At 50.9% G+C, this 18,578-nt stretch carries 17 protein-coding genes; 11 read left to right on the plus strand and 6 right to left on the minus strand.

Annotated elements, in window-relative coordinates:
- Nucleotides 1-11 precede the first annotated feature (11 nt).
- Together BZK42_RS12970 and BZK42_RS12975 are read right to left on the minus strand one after the other, a co-directional pair.
- Nucleotides 12-653, minus strand: a complete 642-nt coding sequence (locus tag BZK42_RS12970) for a SadB/YajI family lipoprotein (protein ID WP_065554397.1) — start codon at nt 651-653, stop codon at nt 12-14.
- A gap of 487 nt (nt 654-1,140) precedes the next feature.
- Nucleotides 1,141-1,503: a YibL family ribosome-associated protein gene (locus BZK42_RS12975; RefSeq protein ID WP_016154959.1), complete on the minus strand. Its 363-nt coding sequence runs from the start codon at nt 1,501-1,503 to the stop codon at nt 1,141-1,143.
- Nucleotides 1,504-1,795: 292 nt separating this feature from the next.
- Here BZK42_RS12975 and BZK42_RS12980 point away from each other — a divergent pair, with 292 nt between their 5' ends.
- The gene (locus BZK42_RS12980; RefSeq protein WP_016154958.1) at nt 1,796-2,002 is read left to right on the plus strand and encodes a hypothetical protein; all 207 of its coding nucleotides are present in this window, start codon (nt 1,796-1,798) and stop codon (nt 2,000-2,002) included.
- Between the two features lie 12 nt (nt 2,003-2,014).
- On the opposite strand, the gene mtlR is transcribed toward BZK42_RS12980, so the two are convergent.
- The 3 genes from mtlR to mtlA form a co-directional block, all read right to left on the minus strand.
- Nucleotides 2,015-2,605 carry a mannitol operon repressor MtlR gene (gene mtlR / locus BZK42_RS12985; RefSeq protein ID WP_016157742.1) on the minus strand — a complete coding sequence of 197 codons (591 nt, stop codon included), beginning with the start codon at nt 2,603-2,605 and terminating at the stop codon, nt 2,015-2,017.
- A complete protein-coding gene (mtlD, locus tag BZK42_RS12990) occupies nt 2,602-3,750 on the minus strand; it encodes a mannitol-1-phosphate 5-dehydrogenase (RefSeq protein ID WP_065554396.1) in 1,149 nt (382 codons plus the stop codon). The genes mtlR and mtlD overlap by 4 nt, the downstream gene beginning before the upstream one ends.
- A gap of 220 nt (nt 3,751-3,970) precedes the next feature.
- Nucleotides 3,971-5,887, minus strand: a complete 1,917-nt coding sequence (gene mtlA, locus BZK42_RS13000) for a PTS mannitol transporter subunit IICBA (protein WP_016154956.1) — start codon at nt 5,885-5,887, stop codon at nt 3,971-3,973.
- 533 nt (nt 5,888-6,420) lie between these two features.
- Between mtlA and BZK42_RS13010 the strand changes: the two genes are divergently transcribed.
- The 9 genes from BZK42_RS13010 (at nt 6,421) to BZK42_RS13050 (ending at nt 16,553) form a co-directional block, all read left to right on the plus strand.
- Nucleotides 6,421-6,783: a DUF3302 domain-containing protein gene (locus BZK42_RS13010; RefSeq protein WP_016154955.1), complete on the plus strand. Its 363-nt coding sequence runs from the start codon at nt 6,421-6,423 to the stop codon at nt 6,781-6,783.
- Nucleotides 6,784-6,785: 2 nt separating this feature from the next.
- Nucleotides 6,786-7,922, plus strand: a complete 1,137-nt coding sequence (locus BZK42_RS13015) for an HlyD family secretion protein (protein ID WP_016157740.1) — start codon at nt 6,786-6,788, stop codon at nt 7,920-7,922.
- Between the two features lie 70 nt (nt 7,923-7,992).
- Nucleotides 7,993-8,601 carry a glutathione S-transferase gene (locus tag BZK42_RS13020; protein ID WP_046275795.1) on the plus strand — a complete coding sequence of 203 codons (609 nt, stop codon included), beginning with the start codon at nt 7,993-7,995 and terminating at the stop codon, nt 8,599-8,601.
- A 98-nt stretch (nt 8,602-8,699) separates the two neighbouring features.
- Complete coding sequence (selA, locus tag BZK42_RS13025) at nt 8,700-10,091, plus strand: L-seryl-tRNA(Sec) selenium transferase (RefSeq protein WP_047359012.1); 1,392 nt, start codon at nt 8,700-8,702, stop codon at nt 10,089-10,091.
- Nucleotides 10,088-11,932 carry a selenocysteine-specific translation elongation factor gene (gene selB, locus BZK42_RS13030; RefSeq protein WP_080859283.1) on the plus strand — a complete coding sequence of 615 codons (1,845 nt, stop codon included), beginning with the start codon at nt 10,088-10,090 and terminating at the stop codon, nt 11,930-11,932. The genes selA and selB overlap by 4 nt, the downstream gene beginning before the upstream one ends.
- A 188-nt stretch (nt 11,933-12,120) precedes the next feature.
- Nucleotides 12,121-13,272: an L-threonine dehydrogenase gene (gene yiaY / locus BZK42_RS13035; protein WP_049042802.1), complete on the plus strand. Its 1,152-nt coding sequence runs from the start codon at nt 12,121-12,123 to the stop codon at nt 13,270-13,272.
- 92 nt (nt 13,273-13,364) lie between these two features.
- Nucleotides 13,365-14,903 (plus strand): aldehyde dehydrogenase AldB, encoded by a 1,539-nt coding sequence (gene aldB / locus BZK42_RS13040; RefSeq protein WP_080859284.1) that lies wholly within the window; start codon nt 13,365-13,367, stop codon nt 14,901-14,903.
- 184 nt (nt 14,904-15,087) lie between these two features.
- Nucleotides 15,088-15,411, plus strand: coding sequence for a DUF3302 domain-containing protein (locus tag BZK42_RS13045; RefSeq protein WP_016154947.1), 324 nt, complete (start codon nt 15,088-15,090; stop codon nt 15,409-15,411).
- A 5-nt stretch (nt 15,412-15,416) separates the two neighbouring features.
- On the plus strand, nt 15,417-16,553 hold the full coding sequence (locus tag BZK42_RS13050) for an HlyD family secretion protein (protein ID WP_016154946.1): 1,137 nt from the start codon (nt 15,417-15,419) through the stop codon (nt 16,551-16,553).
- Between the two features lie 48 nt (nt 16,554-16,601).
- On the opposite strand, the gene BZK42_RS13055 is transcribed toward BZK42_RS13050, so the two are convergent.
- Nucleotides 16,602-17,555, minus strand: coding sequence for a LysR family transcriptional regulator (locus BZK42_RS13055; RefSeq protein WP_016157735.1), 954 nt, complete (start codon nt 17,553-17,555; stop codon nt 16,602-16,604).
- Between the two features lie 121 nt (nt 17,556-17,676).
- On the opposite strand from BZK42_RS13055, the gene BZK42_RS13060 reads away from it, so the two are divergent.
- A complete protein-coding gene (locus tag BZK42_RS13060) occupies nt 17,677-18,417 on the plus strand; it encodes a MipA/OmpV family protein (RefSeq protein WP_080859285.1) in 741 nt (246 codons plus the stop codon).
- Nucleotides 18,418-18,578 lie beyond the last annotated feature (161 nt).

The following is an 18,578-nucleotide window of genomic DNA, read 5'->3' on the forward strand; positions in this document are numbered from 1 at the left end:
ATCAATGGCTATTATTTTTTTGATTTCTTTTTTGTATCTTTAATAGGTTGTATGCTGTCAAAAATAACATTTTTCATGTTAATGCCTATTTTTAGATACTTAAGATTATTGGGCGATACGCCTTTTAATGTCAGCGTGACGTTTGTCCATGCTCCCGGTAAGAGTTCTATTGTCGAATCCATTTGCGTGTTGAGCAGGAGTTGTTTCCAGCGAGGCAGATCTTTTGCCTCGGAAGGTTTTTTCGTACCCCATGTCATATTAAACGCCAGGTTTGATACGGGAATGCTGAGTAAGTTAACCAAATCAAGATGAATAACACTCCCATCATCTATTGGCTCAATAGATATAATACGCCCGGCTAAGCCGATACTGCCGTTGTTAATAATAAAATAGTGCGTTTGTGATGGGTCCAGTTCTGTGTAGTCGAATAGCCGTTGTTTGCGTTCAATGCGTCCAACGACTTCGGCGACCTTTTGTGTCGCGTTAATAATCGTAGTTTGTTGTTTTTCTAATAAATTTATCTTTTCTTCTTGTTCTTTTTGTTGTTTTTTTAGTTCTTCGACAAGGTGTTTATCTGCAAAGTAATCACAACCCGATAACAAGAATGTGAATCCCAAAACAAGCAGCGGAACAAATTTTCCATTATTGTTCATATAAAATATCCTTATTTATAATTTATATGGTGTAAATAGTTGTCTGTTATTTATACAGCTAACTCACCATTCTGCGGGCATTGCCAATAACCCATTAACGTATGGTTATAATGAAAATATTCATTGCTTATATGAAATTTTGAAAATACCCAATATTATTTATTAATTACCCATAGCAATGCCTTATAAAAATATAATCATAATATTTATATATAGGGGCATTGTTTTATAGATGATAATGTTATTTAATTTTGTGGGTCAATTATATTCTGCGGGTCATGAAAAAAGAGGATGGAAAAATTCATTGTATAAATACAAACAGACATGATGGTGGGATTTTTTTTCTGAAAAGCAGAGATTGCCGTTAAAAATGAACTTGTATATAAGCGGTGTAAATATTTACAAGAAAAAATTCGGAATATAGCCCGATGCTCTCAAGCCACCCGCCGTTCGACGGGTGTCTTGAGAGCCTGTGATGCGGGAGTGCTTAGAACTCGCTCTTCGCGAAGCCCGTCATCTCTTTCAGGCCCATTTCACGGCCAAGCTCGGTCATCGGGTGAACGACGATCAGGCCGCGCACGCTCTTCTTCAGCTTGCCCATGTCGGCCTGTTCTTTTTTGGTGATAGCACGACGGAAAGGAAGTTTCGCCAGCTTTTGCGCTTCTTTGCTCAGCTTCTGGCCGTGGACGTCACGCAGACGCGCAATCTCGGTTTCCAGCGTTTCTTTCTCTTGCTCCAGCTCGGCATATTTGTCGGCGGCTTCAACCAGGGACAGGTCTGCCTGCTGGTGGCGGATAGCGTCCAGACGATCGCTCAGGCGTTTAATTTCGTTTTTTTCGACTTCTTTCATAGGATAGCTTCTGATAAAAATAGGATGAATATCCTATAGTATGCGCGCAGAGCGGGATTATTCACAACTAATCGAAGATAAATAATCAAATGTTGCAAGTATTATTCAGCTAATGAAAATACTAATATTTTGATTAATATGGAATTTTAAGTGATAAGGTCGGCCGTGGTGCTTTTTATTGACGGGTTCATAGTGAAGCACGTTTTCCTCAATATAATCGCCCAACCGATCCTAAACTTAAATGAGCAACCGCGCAGGCTGAGCGCGGTTAATACATGGAGGAGGGAAGATTATGGCGAAAATAGGTGAGAACGTTTCGGCCCTTATTGATAAGACGGTCGATTTTATGGCTTCAAGCCAGGCTTTTCGCGAATATCTGAATAAAACACCACCGCGCAACGTTGTCCCTACTGAAATACCGCAGGAGAATGCGCAGCTGTATCTGCAACGTCTGGCGTATTATCGGCAGCTGTATCGACCGCAGCAGGAAGAGAAGTAAGCCTGCAGGGTCTTATTTTTGAAAGGCTTTTTTTAAGCTGATTTTAGAAATCAGCTCGGTCAGGGAAAGTACCATCGTGGAGCGTACCATCTGCTGGTAGCGCTGAATCTGCATTGCGTGCAAACCTGAGTCTGAGGTATCAAACTGCGGTGGCGGCGGGAGTGCCGTCACGCAGTGGAGTTCGCCAAACGGGCCAAGAATTTCGTCGTCGGTGAACGCGTATTCATTACCGTCATGGTTTAACTCTTCCCGCAGCGCCATCAGAAGCTCCGCATCTTCATACTCCGGCCGGCTGAGTACGCCCAGACCGTAAATTAGCTTCAGACGAACGGAAAGATCGCCCAGCGGACCGTCGCCGTCGAGTAGGGGTTCTACGGCATATTTTACCGCATAGTCGTCTTTGCGAAATACCTGAAGCACAAGGATATCCACCGCTTCGGTGAGCAGTTCTACGGCGGTGATGAGGAAGCTGCGTACGGTTTTGCCAGCATTCAGACGCTCAAGCACACGATTTTCAAAGGCCTGCGTTTGTTCCATTATTGCCTGCATATCTGACAATCTGTCATTTGGGCGCAGGCTGACCTGCGCCACATTCTCTATCATTTGGTTGCGTTATATGCGTTAACCGCCTCCGCCACCACATCACTGTTGGCATCCAGACCGGAAACCTGTGCCAGCGCGGCCTGTGGACCTTTTTCGTCAATCAGCGCGGCCAGTTCCTGGGCCTGCGGATCTTCTTCACTGCGATAGTGCATCGCTGCAGCAATACCGGTGACCAGATTCGCGTGCGGCAGGCCATACTCCAGCGTGCCCAGCAGCGGTTTAATCAGACGATCGCCCGCGCTCAGTTTACGCAGCGGCTGACGACCCACGCGCTCAACGTCATCTTTCAGATACGGGTTTTCAAAGCGACCGAGGATTTTCTGAATGTATGCCGCATGTTTTGCTGCATCAAAGCCATAGCGTTTGATCAGTACCGCGCCGCTCTCTTCCATCGCACCTTTTACCACTGCACGGATTTTCTCGTCGAGAATCGCGTCACGGATGGTCTGATGACCGGTCAATTTTCCGAGGTACGCGGTTATAGCATGCCCGGTGTTCAGCGTGAAGAGTTTACGTTCGACAAATGCCATCAGGTTATCAGTTAATTCCATTCCCGGGATGTCAGGCAGTTCGCCTTTGAACTGTGTTTTGTCGACAATCCACTCACTGAAGGTTTCGACGGTGACTTCCAGCGGATCGTTGGTCGCAGAAGCCGAAGGGGGAACAATGCGGTCCACGGCGGAATCGACGAAGCCAACATGTTCTTCAACCCAGGATTTGTCTTCATCTGCCAGCGCGTTCATAACGTGGCCTTTCAACTGGGTGGTTCCGCGCACCATGTTTTCACAGGCGATAATATTCAGCGGAGTGGCGATGCCCTGCGCCTTGCGTTTAACCAGCCCTTTGGCGATGGCCGGAGCGATACGCTCAAGCACGACCGGGCCGACGGCGGTAGTGACTAAATCTACCTGGGCAATCAGGTCGACAACATCATCGCCGATGCTGCTCACGGCGTTGACGCCGGAAACGGTATCAACCTGCTCGTTTTCACCCACCACATGAACCTGATAGCTATGACGGGCATTCAGGGCATCGAGCACGACCTGGTTTACATCCGCGAACGTCAGTTGTATCCCCGCGTCCGCCAGCAGTTTGCCGATAAAGCCACGACCGATATTACCTGCGCCAAAATGTAATGCTTTCATAGTATTAACCTTCATTAATGTTTTTACCCAAGAGGGCTGGGGTGAGGCGTTTCCCTCAACCTAACCCTCTCCACAAGGGAGAGGATATCGCCTTCATATTTCGAACTGCAGATGCGTTGGCTCTCCTCGCTCACCCCAGTCACGTACTTATGTACGCTCCTGGGGATTCGCTGCGTTGCCGCCTTTCTGCAGCTCGAACTATTTTGGAGATACTTAATGGTTAAGCTTTTTTACCAGCCAGCAGTTCCAGAACTTCATCCACGCTGGTGGTATGGGCCAGACGTTCGATCACGGATTCGTCATCCAGAGCGTTGGTCAGGCTGGTGATCACCTGGATATGTTCATTGTTACGTGCGGCGATACCAATGACCAGGCGGGCAATATCGTCTTCTTCTTCACCGAAGCGCACGCCTTCCGGGTACTGGCAGAACACCACGCCGGTTTTCAGTACGCGGTCTTTGGCTTCAACCGTACCGTGCGGCACTGCGATGGACTCACCGAGGTAAGTCGGGGTTAGTTTTTCGCGGTCCAGCATCGCCTCGACGTATTCTGGCTCAACGTAGCCGCCTTTCACCAGTTGCTCACCGGCAAAGCGAATCGCTTCTTCTTTGTTAGTGGCTTTACGGCCGAGGAAGATATTCTCCGCACCCAGTTTGAACAGGTGGGTATCACCCTCTTCAAAGCTGTCTTTCAAGTGATCGCGGACTTTCTCTTCGTTCACGTTGTGGCGCTGTGCTGCAACCAGACGTTCGGTCAGGCTGGCGTACAGGCCGCTGTCGAGGAAGTTGGTCAGCGAAATGTGCTGCGCCTGAGGCACCTGGCGCATCGCACGTTCGGTCAGGTCACGGTGAGTAATGACCAGATCGACATCCGGCGGCAGATTGTTAATCGCGCTGTTGGTGACGGAAATCTGAGACAGACCGGCATCCTGCACTTTCTTGCGCAGTACGCCCGCCCCCATGGCGCTGGAGCCCATACCCGCATCGCAGGCAACGATGATTTTACGCACATGGCTCAGGTCGTTAGTCACGTCGCCAGCCGCCAGCGGAGATGCACCTTTGGATTCCGCTTTCATGTCGTGCATACGACGAGTAGCGGCATCAATGTCATCATCTTCTTTCACTTTGCTGGTTTTCAGCAGAATGGCTGAGACGACAAAGGAGACAGCCATTGCGGCACAGATAGCAGCGATGTTCGCGAAGTAAGCACCCTTCGGCGTCATTGCCAGTACGGCCAGGATAGAACCCGGAGAAGCCGGAGAAACCAGGCCGCCGTTCAGGATAGTCAGGGTAAATACGCCAGTCATACCGCCGAGGATAACGGCCAGGATCAGACGCGGGTTCATCAGCACGTACGGGAAGTAAATTTCGTGGATACCACCCAGGAAGTGGATGATAGCCGCGCCGCCTGCAGACTGCTTAGCGCTGCCGCGACCGAAGAACATGTATGCCAGCAGAACGCCCATACCCGGACCCGGGTTAGCTTCAATCAGGAAGAAGATGGATTTGCCCATCTCGTGGGACTGCTGAATACCCAGCGGTGAGAAAATACCGTGGTTGATGGCGTTGTTGAGGAACAGGATTTTCGCCGGTTCAACGAAGATAGACGCCAGCGGCAGCATGTCATGGACAACCATGAAGTTAACGCCTGCCGCCAGGATTTTGGACAGTGCTTCAACCAATGGGCCAATGCCAAGGAATGCCAGAATGGCGAGGATCATCCCGATGATGCCTGCGGAGAAGTTATTCACCAGCATCTCAAAACCGGACTTGATCTTACCGTCTACCCAGTTGTCGAAATGTTTGATAGCCCAGCCGCCCAGCGGACCTGCGATCATCGCGCCGAGGAACATTGGCATATCGGCACCGACGATAACGCCCATGGTGGTGATAGCACCCACCACGCCGCCACGCTCGCCGCCAACCAGCTTACCACCGGTATAACCGATCAGCAGCGGCAGCAGATAGGTGATCATTGGGCCGACAAGCTTCGCCAGCGTTTCGTTCGGCAACCACCCTGTCGGAATGAATAATGCGGTGATAATACCCCACGCGATAAACGCGCCGATATTTGGCATCACCATGTTACTGAGGAATCGACCAAAGCTTTGCACTTTGATCTTAATATCGGATGACATAAAAACACCCCTTCTTATGTTTGCTGTCGCGCAGGCTAAAAGCCCGAGGTTTGTTAATGTAGCGGCAGGAGGTAGCCGGACCCTGTAGATACTGCGAAATCTGGCACTGAATCGTTCAACTGTCCAGTCGACGACTTTTTATGTGACGTTTGTCACGTAAATATAGGGTGTATGGCGTTAGTTAATGTGATTTTCATCACAAAATATCGGTACAAAAAAACATCACAGGTCAAGAATTGGCTAAAAATGGGCGTTAAGTGTGAAGTTGTTCACGTTTTTGTTTTGGCTGTTTGTTGGGTATTTGTGATCTACTTCGCAATAAATATTTGTCTGGATTTCTCCTGGTGTGATCTGGAGCGGATTCTGTTTCATCACCTATTTCTTGCAACTACCCCGCAAGCCATCAACCTGAAAATTTATACCCTGGTGGTATGGCGGAAATGGCTAACTGCAATTATGTTCAAATTACCAGCCATGACTCCTTTCGGCTGCCTGCAATCGAAAGCTCTGATTAGCGTGAATACGAGGCGGGTATGTTTCTAAACTATTTCGCGTTAGGTGTGCTGATCTTCGTTTTTCTGGTTCTGTTTTACGGAATCATCGCCATCCATGATATTCCCTATAACATGGCTAAGAAGCGCAACCATCCCCATGCCGATGCCATCCATACGGCGGGTTGGGTGAGTTTATTTACGCTGCATGTTATTTGGCCCTTCCTGTGGATCTGGGCCACGCTCTATCAGCCAGAACGAGGCTGGGGAATGCAGTCACACATCACGCCGTCCGGGAAGGAACCTGACCCTGAAATTGCCGCGCTGGCCGCGCGCATCACCCAGTTGGAAAATAGACTGGATGGGGAGAAAAAAAACGATAACTCCACCTTTCCGGAGATTTGATCATGGACTTGTTGATTGTCCTGACCTATGTGGCATTCGCCTGGGCCATTTTTAAAATATTCCGTATTCCGGTAAATCAATGGACGCTTGCTACCGCCGCATTAGGTGGGGTGTTTATTGTGGCGGGACTGATTTTATTAATGAACTATAACCACCCGTATACCTTTACGGCGCAAAAGGCGGTTATTTCAATTCCTGTTACCCCACAGGTCACCGGAATTGTTAGTGAAGTGACAGATAAAAATAATCAGCTGATTAAAAAAGGCGAGGTGTTATTTAAACTCGATCCCGTTCGTTATCAGGCGCGGGTTGACAGGCTGCAGGCCGACCTGGTGACCGCTACGCACAACATCGACAATATGAAAGCGCAGCTGTCTGAAGCCGTAGCCAATACCACCCGCGTTTCCGCTGAACGAGATCGCCTGTATAAAGATTATCAACGCTATTTGAAGGGTAGTCAGGCGAAGGTTAATCCATTCTCTGAAAGCGACATCGACAATGCCCGGCAAAACTACCTGGCGCAGGATGCGCTGGTCAAAGGCTCCGTTGCTGAACAGACGCAGATTCAGAGCCAGTTAGACAGTATGGTCAATGGAGAGCAATCTCAGGTTGCGTCTCTGCGCGCCCAGCTCGCTGAAGCCAAATACAATCTTGAGCAGACTATCGTACGTGCGCCCAGCAACGGTTATGTAACACAGGTGCTTATCCGGCCCGGGACCTATGCCGCCGCGCTGCCTCTGCGCCCGGTGATGGTATTTATTCCGGAACAAAAACGGCAAATCGTGGCGCAATTCCGCCAGAATTCGTTGCTGCGCCTTAAACCGGGTGATGAAGCGGAAGTGGTCTTCAACGCGCTGCCAGGCCAGGTATTCTCCGGCAAGCTTACCAGCATTCTGCCGGTTGTTCCGGGCGGTTCTTATCAGGCGCAGGGAGCATTACAGTCCTTAACGGTGGTGCCGGGTACCGATGGCGTGCTGGCCACGATTGAGCTGGCTCCCAATGCCGATGTGGATGCGCTGCCGGACGGTATCTATGCCCAGGTGGCGGTCTATTCCGACCATTTCGCTCACGTTTCAGTGATGCGAAAAGTGCTGCTGCGCATGACCAGTTGGATGCATTACCTTTATTTGGATCATTGAGACCGTCATCACCTGCCATTTGCACTGACCTGAGCCATACTGATATTTTTGTTGGCAAAAAGGACCCGGCATGAAACTCATTGGCAGCTATACCAGCCCTTTTGTGCGTAAAATTTCTATTCTGTTACTGGAAAAGGGCATCACCTTCGAATTTGTGAATGAACTCCCCTATAACGCAGATAACGGCGTGGCACGCTATAACCCGTTAGGAAAAGTGCCCGCGTTGGTTACCGATGAGGGCGAGTACTGGTTTGACTCTCCGATCATCGCGGAATACATAGAACTGCTGGATATTGCGCCAGCGATGCTGCCGCGTGAACCACTGGCGGCGCTGAAGGTACGCCAGTTGGAAGCGCTGGCCGATGGCATTATGGATGCCGGTTTAGTCTCGGTACGCGAACAAGCTCGCCCCGTCGCACAGCAGTCAGAAACCGAACTGTTACGCCAGCGAGAGAAGATTACCCGTAGTCTGGATATGCTGGAAGGTTATCTGGCGGAGGGTACGCTGAAAACGGATACGGTTAACCTGGCAACCATTGCGATTGCCTGTGCCGTCGGTTATCTCAATTTCCGTCGGGTTGCGCCCGGCTGGTGTGTTGATCGCCCGCGTCTGGTCAAACTGGTGGAAACGCTCTTTCAACGCGAAAGTTTTGCCCGTACGGAACCGCCAAAGGCTTGATACACATTATACTCGCCTGAGCAAAGTCACGGTACAATCCTTGCTATATCGATATCCCTCTCCACGGTGGAGAGGGCCACCAACAGCCAGGCCCTTTCATGACAACCGACATGCGTTCACTCTACAGCCAGCTTCCTGCGATCGATCGTTTATTGCGCGATAGCGCCTTCCCAGCTTTACGTGAGTCTCACGGTCATACCCGGGTGGTTGACCTGCTGCGTCACATGCTCGACGAAGCCAGAGAAGCTATTCGCGACACGCACGCGCTCCCGGCATGGTGTGAGGACTGGGCGCAAGAGGCCTGCGCCCGGCTGGAACGAGAATCGCAAAGTGCGCTGCGTCCGGTAATTAACCTTACCGGAACGGTGCTGCATACCAATCTTGGTCGCGCATCGCAGGCCGAAGAAGCGATCGAGGCTGTGGTGCAGGCGATGCGCACGCCAGTGACGCTGGAATACAGCCTGGATGATGCCGGGCGTGGACATCGGGATCGGGCCCTGGCGGATTTACTCTGCCGTCTGACGGGGGCGGAAGACGCCTGTATCGTCAATAACAACGCGGCCGCGGTTTTGCTGATGCTGGCGGCCACAGCTAACGGCAAAGAGGTGGTCGTTTCACGCGGAGAACTGGTAGAAATTGGCGGCGCGTTTCGTATTCCGGACGTGATGTGTCAGGCCGGATGTATTCTGCGCGAAGTGGGTACCACCAACCGGACCCACACGAAAGATTATCGTCAGGCGGTAAATGAAAATACCGGTCTGCTGATGAAAGTACATACCAGTAATTACAGCATCGAAGGCTTTACGAAGTCGGTGGATGAGGCAGAGCTGGCCACTATTGGCAAGGAGCTGGATATTCCGGTAGTGGCGGATCTCGGCAGCGGCTCGCTGGTCGATCTCAGCCAGTATGGATTACCGCAGGAGCCGATGCCGCAACAGCTGATTGCCGCTGGCGTCAGCCTGGTGAGCTTCTCTGGCGATAAATTACTGGGAGGGCCGCAGGCAGGGATTATTGTCGGTAAAAAAGAGATGATCGCGCGCTTACAGAGCCATCCGCTGAAACGTGCATTACGGGCTGATAAAATGACGCTGGCTGCGCTGGAAGCGACGCTGCGGCTCTACCTGCACCCGGAAGCGCTGGCAGCGAAGTTGCCGACGTTACGCCAGCTCACCCGCTCGCAGGAGGCTGTCCACGCGCAGGCACAACAATTACAGGCACGGCTTGCTGATCATTACGGCGACGAATTCGCCCTGAACGTTATGCCTTGTTTATCGCAGATAGGCAGCGGTTCGCTGCCTGTTGATAGGCTGCCCAGCGCGGCATTAACCTTTACGCCACATGACGGGCGCGGTAGCCGCCTCGAAGCACTGGCCGCCCGTTGGCGTGCGCTGCCCGTGCCGATCATTGGGCGAATTTATGATGGTCGCTTATGGCTGGATCTGCGCTGCCTTGAGGACGAGACCCGGTTTATGGAGATGATGCTGAAATGATTATTGCAACCGCCGGACACGTTGACCACGGAAAAACAACGTTATTACAGGCGATTACCGGCGTGAATGCCGACCGTTTGCCGGAAGAAAAAAAGCGCGGCATGACCATCGATCTCGGTTATGCCTACTGGCCGCAGCCGGACGGAAGGATTCTGGGATTTATCGATGTTCCCGGACACGAAAAGTTTTTGTCCAACATGCTGGCGGGTGTCGGCGGGATCGACCATGCGCTGCTGGTGGTGGCGTGTGATGACGGCGTGATGGCGCAAACACGTGAGCATTTGCAAATTCTGCAACTGACGGGCAATCCGCAGATCACCGTGGCGCTCACGAAAGCCGATCGCGTGGATGACGATCGCATCAACGCGGTACGTACTGAGGTGCATACTGCGCTTGAGAACTATGGATTCGCCGATGCGGTTCTGTTCGTGACGGCTGCCAGTGAAGGTCGTGGAATCGAAGAACTGCGCGATCATTTACAGCAATTAACGTCGCGCGAGCATGCCCGCGATTGTAGCTTTCGCCTGGCGATTGACCGTGCCTTTACGGTCAAAGGCGCGGGTCTGGTGGTGACCGGGACGGCGCTTAGCGGTGAGGTGACTGTTGGTGACACGCTGTGGCTCACGGGCGTCAACAAACCGATGCGCGTACGTAGCTTGCATGCGCAAAATCAGGCCACCGATCGCGCGCAGGCGGGGCAACGTATTGCGCTGAATATTGCCGGTGATGCACAAAAAGAAGAGCTTAACCGCGGCGACTGGCTGCTGTCCGATGCACCGCCAGAGGCGTTTACCCGCGTGATTGTCTCTTTAGAGCATGCCGCGCCGCTGATGCAGTGGCAACCGCTGCATATTCACCACGCGGCCAGCCACGTCACCGGGAGAATCTCGCTGCTTGAAGGGACGCTGGCGGAACTGGTGTTTGATACACCGCTCTGGCTCGCCGATAACGACCGTCTGGTGCTACGCGATATTTCGGCCCGCACGACGCTGGCTGGCGCGCGCGTGGTAACGCTCAATCCGCCGCGTCGCGGGAAGCGTAAGCCGGAATATTTGCAGTGGCTAGCAGCGCTGGAGAAGGTACAGAGTGACGGCGAAGCTCTGGCGCTACATCTGACGCGCGGGGCGGTGAATATTCCTGACTTCGCCTGGGCGCGTCAGCTCAACGGCAACGGTATGCGTCCGTTGATTGAGCTGCATGGCTTTATTCAGGCGGGATACAGTCTGTTGAATGCTGCCGTTGCAGCGCGCTGGCAGCGGAAAGTCCTTGATACGCTGGCGACGTACCACGAGCAGCACCGTGATGAACCAGGACCTGGGCGAGAACGCCTGCGCCGTATGGCTTTGCCGATGGAAGACGAAGCGTTGGTCCTGCTGCTGATTGAAAAGATGCGTGAGAGCGGCGCCATCCATAGCCATCATGGCTGGCTGCATTTGCCGGATCATAAGGCCGGTTTCAGCGAAGAGCAGCAGGTTATCTGGCAAAAAGCAGAACCGCTTTTTGGCGATGAGCCGTGGTGGGTGCGTGATTTGGCAAAACAGACGGGCACAGATGAGCAGATGATGCGTGTGGCGTTACGACAAGCAGCGCAGCAAGGCATCATCACCGCGATCGTCAAAGATCGCTATTACCGTAATGATCGGATTGTGGCCTTTGCCAATATGATCCGCGAACTGGATCAGGAGAAAGGATCGACCTGTGCTGCCGATTTCCGCGACAGGCTTAACGTTGGACGCAAATTGGCTATCCAGATTCTGGAATATTTTGACCGCATTGGTTTTACGCGTCGCCGGGGAAATGATCATTTATTACGCGATGCTTTGCTGTTTCCCGAAAAGTAATGAAACAATTAATTCAGGAATTAAATGAATTAATACAAAATAGATATTGATTGAAATAAGCACATTAGATTATGAACCTAATGTGCTTTTTAATTGTGGGTGTTATTAAAATAACAACCACGATCATATTTTGTTGGATATTTCACTCGTATGCTTCCTGACTCTTTAGAGTAATTAAGGATCGTACAATGGCTGCTTCAACATTTTTTATTCCTTCCGTGAATGTAATCGGCGCTGATTCATTAAAAGACGCAATGAATACAATGGCGGAATATGGTTTTCGTCGTACGCTGATTGTCACGGATGCCATGCTGACAAAATTAGGTATGGCTGGCGAGATTCAAAAAGCATTACAGGAACGTGATATTTTCAGCGTAATTTTCGACGGTACGCATCCTAATCCCACGACCAGTAACGTCGCTGCTGGCCTGCATATACTGAAAGAAAACGAATGTGATAGCGTTATTTCCCTCGGCGGCGGTTCTCCGCACGATTGTGCGAAGGGCATTGCGCTGGTGGCGGCTAACGGCGGCGATATTCGCGATTACGAAGGTGTGGACCGTTCTGCAAAACCACAGCTGCCGATGATCGCCATTAACACCACCGCGGGCACGGCATCTGAAATGACCCGTTTCTGCATCATTACCGATGAAGTACGCCACATTAAAATGGCGATTGTGGATAAGCATGTTACGCCGCTGCTGTCCGTTAATGACTCCTCGCTGATGGTCGGCATGCCGAAGTCCCTGACAGCGGCAACCGGTATGGATGCGCTGACCCACGCCATTGAAGCCTACGTGTCTATTGCTGCAACGCCGATTACCGATGCGTGCGCGTTGAAAGCGGTCACCATGATTGCGGAAAACCTGCCGGTCGCCGTTGCAGATGGCAGCAATGCTCAGGCGCGCGAAGCCATGGCTTACGCGCAGTTCCTCGCGGGCATGGCTTTTAACAACGCTTCTCTTGGTTATGTGCACGCAATGGCGCACCAGTTGGGTGGCTTCTACGATCTGCCGCACGGTGTATGTAACGCAGTGCTGCTGCCGCATGTGCAGGTCTTCAATAGCAAAGTGGCTGCCGCTCGCCTGCGTGATTGCGCTGCGGCAATGGGCGTGGACGTTGCTGGCTTGAGCACAGAGCAAGGGGCGGAAGCCTGCATCGCGGCGATCCGCGAACTGGCGCAGAAAGTGAATATCCCGGCCGGTCTGCGTGAGTTGAACGTGAAGGAAGAGGATATTGCCGTACTGGCGACCAATGCTCTGAAAGATGCCTGCGGTTTCACTAACCCGATTCAGGCGACTCATGAAGAAATCATGGCGATTTATCGCGCTGCTATGTAATTCGTGATACCTGTCGTAAAGCAGTAAATGGCTGGCGAATAATTCGCCAGCCCCGTCTACCCTTGTAGTACCCCTACAGCAAGGAGACGGTCATGACCAATAACCCCCCTTCAACGCGTATTTATCCCGGCGAGTATGGTTACCCTCTGAAGTTAAAAGCCCGATACGATAACTTTATCGGCGGTGACTGGGTTGCCCCGGTGGGCGGCGAGTATTACCAAAACCTGACGCCGGTAACCGGGCAATTACTGTGCGAAGTGGCCTCTTCCGGCAAAAAGGATATCGATCTGGCACTGGATGCCGCGCACAAAGTAAAAGACAAGTGGGCGCAGACATCCGTGCAGGACAGGGCGGCGATACTGTTCAAAATCGCCGATCGTATGGAGCAAAACCTGGAACTGCTGGCGACGGCAGAAACCTGGGATAACGGTAAGCCCATCCGCGAAACCAGCGCGGCAGATGTTCCGCTGGCGATTGACCATTTCCGCTATTTCGCTTCCTGTATTCGTGCGCAGGAAGGGGGAATAAGCGAGGTTGATAGCGAGACCGTGGCTTATCACTTCCATGAACCTCTTGGCGTGGTAGGGCAAATTATCCCGTGGAACTTCCCGCTGCTGATGGCCAGCTGGAAGATGGCGCCCGCGCTGGCGGCGGGTAACTGCGTCGTGCTTAAACCCGCGCGCCTCACGCCGCTGTCCGTGCTGTTGCTGATGGAAGTCATCGGCGATCTGCTCCCACCAGGCGTGGTGAACGTGGTAAACGGTGCGGGTGGGGAAATCGGTGAGTATCTGGCGACGTCTAAGCGCATTGCGAAAGTGGCGTTTACCGGCTCAACGGAAGTTGGGCAGCAGATCATGCAATACGCCACGCAGAACATTATTCCCGTCACGCTGGAGCTGGGTGGGAAATCGCCCAATATCTTCTTCGCTGATGTGATGGATGAAGAAGATGCGTTTTTTGACAAAGCGCTGGAAGGTTTCGCGCTGTTTGCCTTCAATCAGGGTGAAGTGTGTACCTGTCCGAGCCGTGCGTTAGTACAGGAATCTATTTACGAACGTTTTATGGAAAGAGCTATTCGCCGGGTGGAGAGTATTCGCAGCGGCAACCCGTTAGACAGCGTGACGCAAATGGGTGCGCAGGTCTCGCATGGTCAACTGGAAACCATTTTGAATTACATCGATATTGGTAAGAAAGAAGGGGCTGATGTTCTCACCGGCGGGCGGCGCAAGCAACTGGATGGCGACTTAAAAGAAGGTTATTACCTCGAACCAACCATTCTGTTTGGCAAGAACAACATGCGGGTTTTCCAGGAAGAGATCTTCGGGCCCGTGCTGGCCGTCACGACCTTTAAAACCATGGAAGAGGCGCTGGAAATCGCCAATGACACCCAATATGGGCTTGGCGCTGGTGTCTGGAGCCGTAACGGAAATCTGGCGTACAAGATGGGCCGTGGGATTCAGGCGGGGCGTGTTTGGACCAACTGTTACCATGCTTACCCGGCCCATGCGGCATTCGGTGGCTATAAGCAGTCAGGCATCGGGCGCGAGACGCATAAGATGATGCTCGAGCATTATCAGCAAACCAAATGTCTGCTGGTGAGCTACTCAGATAAACCGCTGGGACTATTTTAATTTCTCATCACTTATTGCCCGGTTTTGCGCCGGGCATATCTTTATTCTGTAGTTATATATAAACCCATATATCGTTATATAAATAAGACGATTGCATCCAATCTGGTCATTCCACTACTATTATCAACTCTATTGTGTAAATCAAATTGCAGCCGAATTTTCAATTTAAATCCCTGAGGCAAATATGTTCCTTAATTATTTTGCATTAGGAGTGCTTATTTTTGTATTCCTGGTCATTTTTTACGGGATTATTATTCTGCATGATATTCCCTATCTCATTGCAAAGAAACGTAACCATCCTCATGCTGACGCAATACATGTCGCGGGCTGGGTGAGTTTGTTTACCTTACATGTCATGTGGCCCTTTTTATGGATCTGGGCAACGCTTTATCGCCCGGAACGCGGGTGGGGTATGCAAAGCGCGGATTCTTCCCTGATCCAGTTGCAGGCCAGGGTTGCCGATCTGGAAAAGAAACTGGGTGAGGCGAAGACCTCTCCGGCGGAGTAATATCGATGGATTTATTGATCGTTCTGACCTATGTGGCGTGCGCATGGTCAATATTTAAGATTTTTAAAATTCCTGCCAATAAATGGACAGTACCCACTGCAGCATTGGGCGGTATATTCATTGTTTGCGGGCTTATATTACTGATGAATTATAACCATCCGTATACATTTAAGGCGCAAAAGGCAGTAATTTCTATTCCCGTAGTACCGCAGGTCACGGGGGTCGTGACGGAAGTGACGGATAAGAAGAATACGCTGATCAAAAAAGGTGAGGTACTGTTTAAACTTAATCCGGGACGTTATCAGGCACGAGTTGATCGCCTGAAAGCTGATATTGTCACCGCACAACATAAAGAGCAGGTGCTGGTGGCGCAGTTAGACGAAATGCAAGCCAACACGCAGCGGGCAAAGGCTACGCGTGACAAGCTAGCTAAAGATTACCAGCGCTATGCGCAGGGGAGTCAGGCAAAGGTCAATCCTTTTTCTGAACGCGATATCGATGCGGCGCGGCAAAACTATCTGGCGCAGGAAGCAGCGGTGAAATCCTCCGTTGCGGAACAACAGCAAATCCAGAGTCAGTTAGACAGCCTGGTGCAGGGTGAGAATTCGCAAATTGCCAGCCTGAAAGCGCAGTTAGCCGAAGCGGAGTTCAACCTGGACCAGACAGTGGTTCGCGCGCCCAGCGATGGTTACGTTACGCAGGTGCTGATGCGACCGGGAACCTATGCCGCCGCGCTGCCTATGCGTCCGGTGATGGTGTTTATCCCGGATCAAAAACGGCAAATTATCGCTCAGTTCCGGCAAAACTCGTTGCTGCGATTGGAGCCAGGCGATGAAGCTGAAGTGGTGTTTAACGCCCTGCCGGGTAAGGTTTTCAGCGGCAAACTGGCTGCCATCAGTCCGGCCGTACCGGGGGGAACATACCAGTCGAATGGGGCGCTGCAATCCTTAAATTCTACGCCCGGATCGGAAGGGGTGATCGCCACGATTGAGCTGAATGATAATGTGGATGTGAACGCTCTGCCTGATGGGATTTATGCGCAGGTCGCGGTTTATTCTGATCACTTCACCCATGTGTCAGTGATGCGTAAGGTTCTGCTGCGTATGACCAGTTGGGTGCATTATCTGTATCTCGATCACTAGGCGCAGGCTATTTTGCTTACCATTTTGAACCTGGTACCCTAATTTCGCTTACTCAGGCTGCTGTTCCAGCGCCTGAGTAAGTTGCTGGCGGATCTCTGCCAACATCTCATCAAGAATAAACTGTACCCGCCATGGCTGATATTCACGTTTGCGGAAAATCACCACCAAATCCAGCCACCATTCATGTTGTTCTGAGAAACATGGAACCAGCGACCCGGATTCAACATCTTTTTGCACACTCGCATTTGGCGCAAAAACAATGCCCAGATGGTTACGTGCCAGCGCCAGTGCAGACTGTGTATTGTCGCAGACATAATTTCCGGTTACCCGATAATCGTGCATCTCCTTGCCTCCGGCAGAAGTGAAACGCCAGATATTAGCCTCATCTATCATCATGGAATCAATCAGGATACAGGAATGTTCTTCCAGTTCATCAGGGCTACTAATAGGATGTGCTTTGATATACTCAGGGCTGGCAAAAGCCGTCACCGCATATTTGGTAATGAAACTGGCAACCAGAGATTCATCTTTAGGATGGGCATAGGTGATTAAAATATCACAATCTTCAGGGAAGTCGACACCTTCAAAAAATGCCTTTCGTTCCAGGTTACATGTTTTAAGTGAGAGGCTAATTCCACCGATATCCTGAATTTTTGCGATCACATGTTGCGATAAATAAGCAATTATGCCCGTCGGAGCATATACGGTTACCCGGCCACGTTTTTCGTGCTTATAATCAGCAATGAAATTATTGAGCTGATCGTTTCTGTCCAACATGTCATTGATGTAAGGAAGCAGCGCTGTACCAAACGGTGTGAGGGTGAGCTGTCGAGTGGTGCGATCAAATACCTTTAGTCCAACTTTGGATTCAAAATCAGCAAGATACTTACTAACGTTGGCTTGTGCGATGCCGAGAACCGTAGCGGCATGACTGATGTTTTCACTGGCAGCAATTACCGAAATAATCTTCAGTTCCCGGTGTTTGAGTTGTAATTTGTTCATCGCCAAACCCAATATATATATGTTTGTATATATTACTATATAAATATGAATCTTGCACCGATGAAATTGTAAGCATTATTATGCACGCGTTTTGTATCTTATTTTAAAATGGAATGTGGGCATGTTAATTAAACGCAATATTGTGGCGCTATTCACCTTTTCATTTATGGCGAGCGCAACTGCCGCAGAATTTTCTATTGGCGGCGGTGCTGTATATAACGAATCTCCTTATCGTGGATATAATGATAACGTTCACGCAGTACCGCTTGTCAGTTATGAAAGTGAATCATTTTATTTTAGGCAAACAACGTTAGGTTATATTCTTTCAAAAAATGAAAGTAATGAATTTAGCATTACTGCCTCGTATATGCCGCTTGAGTTTGATCCGGGTGATAACGACGATCAAGCGATGAAGCAACTGAACAAGCGTGACGCAACCGCGATGGCGGGTGCTGCATGGTATCACCATGAGAAATGGGGCAGCGTGAAAGTCTCCGCAGCAGCGGATGTGCTGGACAACAGCAACGGTTGGGTTGGGGAAATGTCTCTGTTTCGCCAAATGCCGATGGGCAAGCTGACGCTGACGCCGGCGATTGGCGTGCTCTACTATGACGAAAACTTCAACGAATATTACTACGGCATCTCTGGCAATGAATCCCGCCGTAGTGGGTTATCAAGTTACTCCCCTGGCGATAGCTGGACACCGTATGTTGGCCTTTCCGCTAAATACGCATTGACCAGCAATCTGACGCTGCTGGCCAGCGCCAACTATAGTGCGCTGCCAGATGATATTAAAAATAGCCCGATGGTTGACCGTGATGACAGCTTTACCTTTATGTCCGGTCTGACCTGGCGTTTCTGATTCTCACCCGTTTGTCCTCAGGGAGGAGGGCAATCTTTTCAATGTGATAGACCGGATAAGACCCGAAGCATCGTCATCCGGCCATTTCCAATGAGCTGGGCTTTACCGTTCGCGATTAGGCGGATCGCCATAGTTGTTCAGGCACCTGACAATATTTAACC

The sequence above is a fragment of the Citrobacter braakii genome (genome assembly GCF_002075345.1).
In the GTDB taxonomy this organism is placed as follows: domain Bacteria; phylum Pseudomonadota; class Gammaproteobacteria; order Enterobacterales; family Enterobacteriaceae; genus Citrobacter; species Citrobacter braakii.